The organism is Ruegeria sp. AE4, from assembly GCF_056542185.1.
In genome coordinates this window covers 50041-58890 of sequence record NZ_JBQFZK010000021.1, presented here as the reverse complement: position 1 = coordinate 58890, position 8850 = coordinate 50041, and the positions used below count along the sequence as shown (strand labels likewise).

The 8850-nt window shown below is 58.5% G+C and carries 10 protein-coding genes; 6 read left to right on the top strand and 4 right to left on the bottom strand.

The genetic code is table 11. The features are described from left to right. Positions 1–231 precede the first annotated feature (231 nt). Positions 232–1242 (bottom strand): tryptophan--tRNA ligase, encoded by a 1011-nt coding sequence (gene trpS, locus ACR0EK_RS18475; RefSeq protein ID WP_480968022.1) that lies wholly within the window; start codon positions 1240–1242, stop codon positions 232–234. A 406-nt stretch (positions 1243–1648) separates the two neighbouring features. Then, positions 1649–2569, bottom strand: a complete 921-nt coding sequence (locus ACR0EK_RS18470) for a LysR family transcriptional regulator (protein ID WP_480489043.1) — start codon at positions 2567–2569, stop codon at positions 1649–1651. 115 nt (positions 2570–2684) lie between these two features. Between ACR0EK_RS18470 and ACR0EK_RS18465 the strand changes: the two genes are divergently transcribed. The 4 genes from ACR0EK_RS18465 to ACR0EK_RS18450 all read left to right on the top strand — a co-directional run bounded on the left by ACR0EK_RS18465 (position 2685) and on the right by ACR0EK_RS18450 (position 5572). Beyond that, positions 2685–3635 (top strand): glutathione S-transferase family protein, encoded by a 951-nt coding sequence (locus ACR0EK_RS18465; RefSeq protein WP_480898897.1) that lies wholly within the window; start codon positions 2685–2687, stop codon positions 3633–3635. Next, a complete protein-coding gene (locus ACR0EK_RS18460; protein ID WP_480506372.1) occupies positions 3635–4564 on the top strand; it encodes a DMT family transporter in 930 nt (309 codons plus the stop codon). The genes ACR0EK_RS18465 and ACR0EK_RS18460 overlap by 1 nt, the downstream gene beginning before the upstream one ends. Before the next feature lie 39 nt (positions 4565–4603). Further along, the gene (locus ACR0EK_RS18455) at positions 4604–4981 is read left to right on the top strand and encodes a nuclear transport factor 2 family protein (protein ID WP_480506371.1); all 378 of its coding nucleotides are present in this window, start codon (positions 4604–4606) and stop codon (positions 4979–4981) included. A gap of 93 nt (positions 4982–5074) precedes the next feature. Next, complete coding sequence (locus ACR0EK_RS18450) at positions 5075–5572, top strand: DUF6653 family protein (protein WP_480898900.1); 498 nt, start codon at positions 5075–5077, stop codon at positions 5570–5572. 67 nt (positions 5573–5639) lie between these two features. Here ACR0EK_RS18450 and ACR0EK_RS18445 read toward each other — a convergent pair whose 3' ends face one another. Beyond that, positions 5640–6239: an HdeD family acid-resistance protein gene (locus ACR0EK_RS18445; RefSeq protein WP_170451070.1), complete on the bottom strand. Its 600-nt coding sequence runs from the start codon at positions 6237–6239 to the stop codon at positions 5640–5642. 20 nt (positions 6240–6259) lie between these two features. Beyond that, entirely contained in the window at positions 6260–6571 is a 312-nt protein-coding gene (locus ACR0EK_RS18440) for a hypothetical protein (RefSeq protein ID WP_170451072.1), read from the bottom strand. A gap of 163 nt (positions 6572–6734) precedes the next feature. Between ACR0EK_RS18440 and ACR0EK_RS18435 the strand changes: the two genes are divergently transcribed. Continuing rightward, the gene (locus ACR0EK_RS18435) at positions 6735–8327 is read left to right on the top strand and encodes a tetratricopeptide repeat protein (RefSeq protein WP_170683955.1); all 1593 of its coding nucleotides are present in this window, start codon (positions 6735–6737) and stop codon (positions 8325–8327) included. A gap of 97 nt (positions 8328–8424) precedes the next feature. Further along, the gene (locus tag ACR0EK_RS18430) at positions 8425–8655 is read left to right on the top strand and encodes a hypothetical protein (RefSeq protein ID WP_480489035.1); all 231 of its coding nucleotides are present in this window, start codon (positions 8425–8427) and stop codon (positions 8653–8655) included. Positions 8656–8850 lie beyond the last annotated feature (195 nt).

Here is an 8850-nt window from a genome sequence, read left to right as displayed (position 1 = left end):
CTCAGCATTGGGCTGGAAAAGCCCTGTCGCATTCGAAAGGAAAGTGGCTTAAACGAGCACTTGGGGCGGCACAAAAACGGGACAGGTCCAGGCCCATTCCAGTCATTTTCCGAAGATCCACTCCTCTGCAGTGCGACCCGCTAGAACCGCCATTCGCTGAATTTGCATGAATTGATGAAGGGCGAAGGTCGGGAGCACGGGCGAAACGGACCTTCATCCGGTTCGCCCGCCTCAGGTTACCCACAACTGGAACAGACCCAAGGCACTAACCACATCGCGCCTTGTCGCCTCGGTGCGCTCTCGCGCCCGTTCCGTGCCCTCTTTGATTACCTCAAGGACGTATCCCCGGTCCTCGGAGAGCTGTGCCCTACGCTCGCGAATTGGGGCGATGAGCTCCTGAAGGATAGCTTCCAGACGCGCCTTGATTTTGCTATCGCCAAGCCCGCCTCTCTGATACTGAGCCTTGAGCTCGGCAAGCCCGTCCTGGTCCTGATCGAAGGCGTCGAGATAGGTAAAGACGACATTGCCCTCGATGCAGCCCGGGTCTTCGAGACGCAGGTGGTTCGGATCGGTGAACATCGCCTTGACAGCATTTCGGATCTCCTCGGACGACGCGGACAGCGCAATGGCGTTGCCACCGGATTTCGACATCTTGGTCTTGCCGTCGATACCGGGCAACCGGCCCGCCCTGGGGATGATCGCCCGCGCCTCGGGCAACACGGCGCGGCCTGAGGTTGCGTTGATGCGCCGCACGATCTCATTCGTTTGTTCGATCAGCGGGGCCTGATCCTCGCCGACCGGCACGACCGTCGCCTTGAAGGCTGTGATGTCCGCCGCCTGTGCCGCCGGATAACACAGAAATCCGGCGGGAATATCCCGTCCGAACCCGCGCACGCGAATTTCGTCCTTGATCGTCGGGTTCCGTTCCAGCCGCGCGACCGTGACGAAGTTCAGGTAGAGCATCGACAACTCGGCCAACGCCGGAAGATGCGATTGCAGGCAGATGGTGGTGCGACAGGGATCAATGCCCACGGCCAAATAGTCCAGCGCGACCTCCATCACGCTGCGCCGCACCTTCTCCGGGTCATGGGCGTTGTCGGTCAGGGCTTGGGTATCCGCCAGCAGCAGGAAATGTTCATGGCTGTCCTGATAGCGCAGCCGGTTTGCAAGCGAGCCTGCATAGTGCCCGATGTGAAGCGGTCCCGTGGTGCGGTCACCTGTCAGAATGGTTGGTCTGTTCATTTGTGTCTTCTCATGAAACGGGATACGGCGCATCGGGAAGCTCGGAAAACAAAAGGCCGCCCATGCGGCGGCCTCGGAATACGTTTGGTCATCGGGCCACCCTGTCAGGAGGCCAGCCACCAAGTCATTGCGATGATCGTAGTGTTTACCATAGAACACTGGCTATCGTCTGCGAGATTACTCGTCAACCAAATGGTGGAAAGGGCTCGAGGCTGAACTCGGATGCGGTGCAGTACGTTCGCGATCGGGGTCGCTATGCGATGCAAGTACGGCCCAATCCAGCCGTTCAAGAATATCCGACTCTGCACTACAGCATTCCCCGAAGAAGACATTGCCGGACTGCCCCGCACTTTGGGTGTTCTTGGTCGGTCCAGGTTTAATGTTAGAGTATCATCGGCCCTTGTCCCTAAAGCGGACCTGCATCCAAATCCCAATAGGGTGCGTCGTGCCCGATGCGTTCCACGACGAAATCCAAAAACGCGCGAACTTTCGCTGGCATGTGCTTTCGTTCAGGAAAGACGGCGTACAACGCCTGTTCAGGCAGACGATAGTCGGGCAGCACCCTGACCAGACGGCCACTAGACAGGTGGGCTCCGGCGATAAAGGTCGGCAGGCGACCTATGCCAAGCCCGTCAAGCAGCGCGGTGCACAGGGCCTCACTATTGTTTACGCGCAGAACACCGGATGTCTGAACGCGCACGTCGCCCGCGGGACCGGCTAAGCGCCATTCCGAAGCGTCGCGCGAATAGGCGTAGTGAAGGCAGGTGTGTGACAGAAGATCCTCGGGTATCTCTGGCGTTCCGGACTGCGCAAGATAATCCGGCGCAGCGACAATCACGCTGTGGATCGGGGCGAGTTTGCGTGCGATCAGGGCCGAGTTCGGCAACGTTCCGGCGCGTAAAGCCACGTCGATGCCCCCTTCGACGAGATCGACAAATTTGTCATCCATCGTCAGGTCAATTCTGATCCCCGGATATTGCCTGAGGAATGCAGCAATCATAGGCGCAACATGCAGTTGTCCAAAGGACATGGGTGTACTGAGCCTTAGTAATCCAACCGGTTGCCCCTGCAACGCCGCAACTGCGTCTTCGGCGTCCTGCGCTGCGTCAAGCGCCTGCGCCGCGTGGGCCAGATAGATTTCGCCCGCCTCGGTAAGGGAAATGGACCGCGTCGACCGATGAAAGAGCTGCGTTCCCAGATGGGCCTCCAGCACGCCGATCCGCTTGCTGACCGCTGATTTTGTAAGACCCAGATGCCGGGCGGCGGCTGCGAACCCGCCATGGTCCGCCACAGCAACAAAAACGGGGATAGCGCTAATTTCAGTCATGTTTTGCGATCCTTTGGGCGAATTTTTCTCACCTATAAGTTTCAAATTCACACGATTATCATCAAATAGAAAGCCTAATAGGTATCTGCATGTCCTGTTAACGCCGGAGGCTGCCATGCCCATGATGCTTATCAACGGAGTTCTGCGTGACAGACCGCTCGCCTCGGACGGTCGTTTTCACCGCCTGCAAAGCCCATTCACGAGCCACATCAGCGTGCAACCGGGCGCCGCGTTTCCGAACACGCCCTGCCGGTACCACCTTTACCTGTCCAAAGCCTGCCCCTGGTGTCATGGCATCGATCTGATTCTAACTTTGAAAGGCTTACGCAATGCGTTCAGCATCACATGGATGGACCCGGTCATGTCGGAAAACGGCTGGGTCATCGACCAGACGCTGTTCAACGATCAAAGCGGTGTAGAACGCACCCGCTTCCTTTACGAAGTCTATCAGCACGCCAAGCCGGATTACACGGGTCCGATCAGCGTGCCTGTGCTACTGGACAAGGTTACGGGCCGGATCGTCAGCACCGAATCGGCCGAGATCATGCGCATGCTTCAGACGGAATTTCTCGATGCTGCGGGACCCGATCTTCGCCCGTCCCATCTTTGCGACGAAATCGACCGGATCGCCGAACAAATTCAGTCACCGATCCGCGAAGGCGTCTATCGCGCCGGGTTTGCAACCAGCCAGATCGCGTATGGCGAGGCCGTAACGGCGCTCTTTGCCTGCCTCGACGCGATTGAAGAAACGCTTGGCCAACGCCGGTTCCTAGCCGGAGACGTGCTGACAGAGGTTGACCTGAAGCTGTTTCCGACACTTCTGCGGTTTGACCCGGTCCATGTGACCCACTTCAAGACCGACTACAAACGCATCAGCGACTATGTTGCCCTGTCCCGCTATCTGGCCGACATCATGCGGTTGCCGGGCGTGGCTGACACTGTGGACATGGCCCATATCCGTCAGCACTACTTCCTCAGCCATCGGCACATCAACCCCAGCGGAATTATCCCGATCGGCCCGGCTTCTCTGCGCTTAACCGATGTGCCGGAAATGGGGGCCGCGTGATGCCTGATATTGTCAGAAGATCCCCTGTATCCGCGCTGATCTTGGCCATCGGTGTCCTGGTGGGGGTCAGTTTCACTTTGTCCAAATTCGTCTCGATGGCAGGAATATCAGCTCTGACCGCTTTGTTCTGGCAGGTTTTGCTGGCCAGCATCGCGCTGTTGGCGTTGTGTTTGCTGTCGCAGAAGCGCGTGGCGCTCAACGCGCGGCACATTCCCTATTATGTCGGCGCCGGAGTTTTCGGTGTCAGCGGCCCCGCTGTGATCGGGTTTCTGGTGCTGGAGCATGTGAGCCTTGGGTTCTATTCCGCCCTCGTCACGCTGTCACCGCTGTTTACCTTTGCGATAACGGCACTGATCGCGCGCAGGATGCTGCCGTTGCACCGCCTGGTTGGTATTCTGATCGGCCTTGCCGGGGTCAGCCTTGCCACCATGGGTGGGTTTGACCTGTCGGGAGTCGAGCCGGCGTGGATTGCCCTGTCGCTTTTGGGGCCCTTGTTTCTGGCCTGCGGCAACGTCTTTCGCAGCTATGCCTACCCGCCCGGCGGCGATCCGTTGGGGCTGGCGACCGGAACGCTTCTGTCACAGCTGTTGCTGATTTCCGCCCTAATACTGGGACGCGGCACCACAATCAGCGACGTCTCGGTGCCCCCTGCCCTGCTTGGCGCAATCTTCGGCATCGGATCCATCACTGCGCTCAGCTATGCGCTGACCTTCGAAGTACAGCGGCGCACGGATGGCGTTGGGTTCGCCCAGGTCGGCTATTTTGCCACGCTTTCCGGCATCGCAATCGGGGCAATTGTCTTTCGGGAACCTCTTGGCCTTGGGCTGCTGGGGTCCCTCGCAATCCTGTTCCTTGGGCTAGCCGTCACCAACGGTCACCTGAAACTCCCAACGGTCCTGCATCGAGGGTCACAGGCCAACCAGACTTAGACCCACCGATAACTTTCAAACAGAAAAGGAAACCAAAACATGCAAATCACTGCCCCCACCACAGCGGCCCACGCGCCCCGGATCGCGTCCCTTTATACCGCGGTTGACGCGCTCGACGAAGCGGGCGTTGTTGAGCATGTCACCGAAGACGTGCAATTCCAGCTTGGCAATTTTGAACAGATTGACGGGTGCATAGCCGTGCAAGCCGCGAACGCGGATTTCTTTGCCACGATCCAGGGTATGCAACATACCATCACCGGCATCTGGTCCAGCGGCGATACCGCGTTCTGCGACGGCACCGTACACTATACGCGCAAGGATCAAAGCACACACGACGTGCGCTTTGCTGCAAGGTTCAACTTTCGCGAGGATAGGATCGCGGAATACCGAGTGTATGTGGATATCTCGGGTCTTTGACGCCCCTGGTTAGGGCGGCGCGCATTGCCTGCCGCTCTGGCCGACACAGACAGAAACGGCCATAATTGCGATCCAGCTTCGGAAGAGGGTTCGATGACCGATCGCAGCATTCTGGAACAGCTCATGACGATGTCCGACGACGTCTGGGACCGGCACACAAACCCGTGGAGCGGCTGGAGCCGCCTGAGCATCCCTCCCCTGTTCGTTCTTGCCTTTTGGAGCCGGGTTTGGCTGGGCTGGTGGTGCCTTGTTCCAATCGGGATTGTTGTCTTCTGGACATGGTGGAACCCGCGCGCCTTCAGCAAAACGGGCAACGCGGATAACTGGATGTCAAAGGGAGTGCTTGGGGAACGGATTTGGCTTGCGCGGGCGAAATCGCCAATCCCTGCAAGGCATCGCTGGGTGCCTCTTATTCTGGCCGCTGGTAGTGCGGTTGGTATCGGCCCCTTGGTCTGGGGTCTTTGGCAACTGCAAATCTGGCCAACGCTCTTGGGGCTGCTGCTGACTATGGGTAGCAAACTGTGGTTTCTGGACCGCATGGTCTGGCTGTTTGAAGACACTCGGGCAGCAAGCACCTGGCAAGGAAAATAGCGGCGCTGTGAAAACGGAAAGCAGGAGCATCAGATGCCCCTGCCATTCCGGGTCTGCCAGGACACGCTTAAGCTTGTGGACCCCCATGCGCCGAGGACCGCTGCGACAGCCCCAAAGACATCAGGGACACACCGGCGAAAATCAGGTTCAGGCCGGCAAGAACCCCCAGCAGAACAAGGGACGAGCCATTGACGATACCGGTCAGGATCAGGCCGCCAAGCAGGATGGCCATCGCGCCGGACGCAATCATCAGCGCCATGGGCCGCTCCTGACGCGACCGAATGGCAATTACGATCCGCAACACACCTTCGGCCAGAAAAACCGCGCCAAGCGCAAGGGTCAGTGCCAGAACGCCGCCGAACGGATCAAGCAACAGAACAAGCCCCGCAAGCGCGTTCAGAACACCGATGGCCAACAGCCAGAAGAACCCTTTCCACGCCTTTTCCGCAAATGCCTGAATCGCTGTGACGATGCCGCCGCCCAGCAGGGCCACGCCGACAAAGGCTTCGACAGCGAGCGTGGACATCAGCGGGAAGGCTACGGCGCACAGCCCTACACAGAGCATGGCGACGCCGAGCACAATCAGCCAGACCGGTCGAGGCTGCCAACCGGCGACCTCTTCCATGAGCGCGGGTTTCGGCACGGTTTCATTAACTGAATCAGTCATGTCGACCTCCAGGATCAGGGTCAGGCGACCGACTTGTCGAGATGATCGCGATAGGCGGCAACGGCGGCGTGCAAGGCTTCCCAATGGTTCTTCGCCTGATCATGCGCGTCCGTCACAGCGTCTTCGCCTTCTTTCTGGATGCGATCGGCAAGGTCAGTGACCTTGTCTTTTGCTTCCTGCAGATCGGATTGCAGCTTTGTCACCTGCTCCTGGGTCCACTTGTCGGTCGCGTCGCCCGCGTCCTTGACCTTCTGTTCGAACGATTTCAGCTCGTCCTCGACACGGGTATAGTCGTCTTTGGCTTTCTGTACGAATTCGGAAAATGTTGTCATGGTTCAGTCCTTTCATGGGTCATATGTTTGCTGGGCTCTTTTGAGCGCCATGGCCCAGACCCTCGCAGATCCACGGCCCGCATCCGAGTGAGTCACGGTTAAACCGTCGCGCTGTCTTGTGGCGCTGCTCGTCATCGGACAAAGTTGAGCGACGGAGGGAAACATGCTTGCCGAAGTAAGCTCTGCCATCGATCCAAGCGCTATTCAGGAACAGTTGAAGCGCGTCCTCGTCAGTCCGCATTTCGCGGATACCACGCGCCTGAACCGCTTTCTGTCGCATATTGTCGGCGAAGCGCTAGCGGGTCGGTCCGAGACGCTGAAAGGCTATGCAATCGGCATTGACGTTTTCGACAAGCCCGAGGATTTCGACCCCACCATCGACACGATCGTTCGGGTTCAGGCCAATAAAATGCGCAGCCGGCTGGATCTCTATTACGCTCAGGAAGGGCGCGAGGACCCGGTTCGAATACATATTCCCAAGGGGTCCTACGCCCCGGTTTTTGAGATCGCGTTTGACCCCGAACGCCGGACCGATGCCGAAACGCCCCCGGCGGCAACCGGACGGGTCGCGGTGGCCGTGATGCCCTTTGACAACTTGAGCGGAGACCCGTCGCAGGAATATCTGGCCGATGGGTTTACCGAGGAAATCATCTCGGCCATCGCCCGGTTTCGCGAGGTGAGCGTGCTGTCCCGGCACGTCACCTTTCGCTTTCGCGGCCGCGGCCGCGATCCGCGCGCGGTCGGAAGCGAACTCGACGTCCAATATCTGGTCGAAGGCAGCGTGCGACATTGGGACAACAAGCTGCGCGTCACCGCCCAGCTTATTGACGCGGAAACCGGCCAACAGGTTTCCGCGGACACTTATGACCGCGACCTGAGCGCGGACAGCCTATTTGAAATTCAGGACGATATCGCCGCCCGGATCGCCACGGAAATCGCGGAACCCCACGGAGTGATCCATCGAACAGGTGCAGTGCAGCGCAGGGCACAGACGCACACGCTGGATGCCTATCAGTGCAGGTTGCTGGCCACCGAATACTGGCGTGAACCCACGGTTAAAAAACACAAGAAGGTCCGCGACCTGCTGGAGCGCGCCGTTGAGATTGATCCCGAATATGCCGGCGCCTGGGGGATGCTCGCGATTGTCTACGGCGACGAACTGCGCGGCGGGTTCAATTTTCGCAAGTCCCCCCCGCCCTTTGATCGCGCGCTGGAGGCCGCACAGCGGTCGGTCGCTCTGGATCCGCTGAACGCAACCGGCCAGCACGCGTTGTTTTTGACCCATTTTCATCGTGGAGAGTTCGAAAGCTTTGAAGAAGCGGCCGCTAAAGCATTGCGGGCCAATCCGAATTATCCAGACATGTTGGCCGATCTGGCGGCCTGCTTTGCGTTGCGCGGCGATCTTGAACAGGCCGCGAGACTGAGCGCCCGCGCGATCGAGCTGAGCCCCAACCCGCCCGGCTGGTACCACGCAAGCACGTTCCTGATCTGTTTCATGAAAGATGATTACAGCGGCGCGCGTTCAGCGGCGCGCAAAGTCGGTGGTGGCATGTGGAATGGTTCTGAAGTGCTTGAGCTTATGTGCATCCCTTACACGGAACCGGACGCCGACCTGGATTCAACCCTGTTGGCCCTGAAGACCAACATTCCCGATGTTGACCGTTTTATCCAGACGCTCTACGCGATCTGGCATGTGCCATCTGACATCTCACAGAAAATGACTGAGGCGCTGCGCGCAACCGGGGCGCTGGACTGAGGTCCGGCCGTCAGGAATTTAACGGTGACTCACTCTGCCCGTTCGACCACTGTGCGTAGGCTGGTCCTGACATCGCAAACAGACCCGGAACCAACCAATGCTAACTCTGCCTCAGCGCCTTGATCTTATGAAACTCGCAACGGACATCGCAAAAACCAAGGCCAGCTGGTCCGAAGAAAAGCCGACCAAACTGGAAGAGGAAATCCTATCCATTTATGAGAGGCTCAGGCCAGGTGTTGAAAGCGGCAGCGCCTTTGAGAACACCAGCATGTCCGATGTAAAAACCGCGGTTGATGTCGCCTCGACCATCGACGAATTTCTCGATTAGCCGGCCCTACTTCACAAACCCAATCCACGCCGACTCTCATCAGGATGTTGTATGTGTGCAATTCCAACAACTATCAAGTGCGATCGCCTCAACCCGAACCTTAAGCATAGTTCTCTTACACGACGGTAGCGGCACGCTTTCCTGTATTCGCTGCGATTGCGAAAGCTAGCACCAAGATCGGATTTGAGATTTTTG

What these genes read in the sequence shown, in the direction of transcription:
- ACR0EK_RS18430 (WP_480489035.1), top strand. Translation starts at nt 8,425, where the DNA reads ATGCTAACTCTGCCTCAGCGCCTTGATCTTATGAAACTCGCAACGGAC.
- ACR0EK_RS18440 (WP_170451072.1), bottom strand. Translation starts at nt 6,571, where the DNA reads ATGACAACATTTTCCGAATTCGTACAGAAAGCCAAAGACGACTATACC.
- trpS (WP_480968022.1), bottom strand. Translation starts at nt 1,242, where the DNA reads ATGAACAGACCAACCATTCTGACAGGTGACCGCACCACGGGACCGCTT.
- ACR0EK_RS18445 (WP_170451070.1), bottom strand. Translation starts at nt 6,239, where the DNA reads ATGACTGATTCAGTTAATGAAACCGTGCCGAAACCCGCGCTCATGGAA.
- ACR0EK_RS18460 (WP_480506372.1), top strand. Translation starts at nt 3,635, where the DNA reads ATGCCTGATATTGTCAGAAGATCCCCTGTATCCGCGCTGATCTTGGCC.
- ACR0EK_RS18470 (WP_480489043.1), bottom strand. Translation starts at nt 2,569, where the DNA reads ATGACTGAAATTAGCGCTATCCCCGTTTTTGTTGCTGTGGCGGACCAT.
- ACR0EK_RS18455 (WP_480506371.1), top strand. Translation starts at nt 4,604, where the DNA reads ATGCAAATCACTGCCCCCACCACAGCGGCCCACGCGCCCCGGATCGCG.
- ACR0EK_RS18465 (WP_480898897.1), top strand. Translation starts at nt 2,685, where the DNA reads ATGCCCATGATGCTTATCAACGGAGTTCTGCGTGACAGACCGCTCGCC.
- ACR0EK_RS18435 (WP_170683955.1), top strand. Translation starts at nt 6,735, where the DNA reads ATGCTTGCCGAAGTAAGCTCTGCCATCGATCCAAGCGCTATTCAGGAA.
- ACR0EK_RS18450 (WP_480898900.1), top strand. Translation starts at nt 5,075, where the DNA reads ATGACCGATCGCAGCATTCTGGAACAGCTCATGACGATGTCCGACGAC.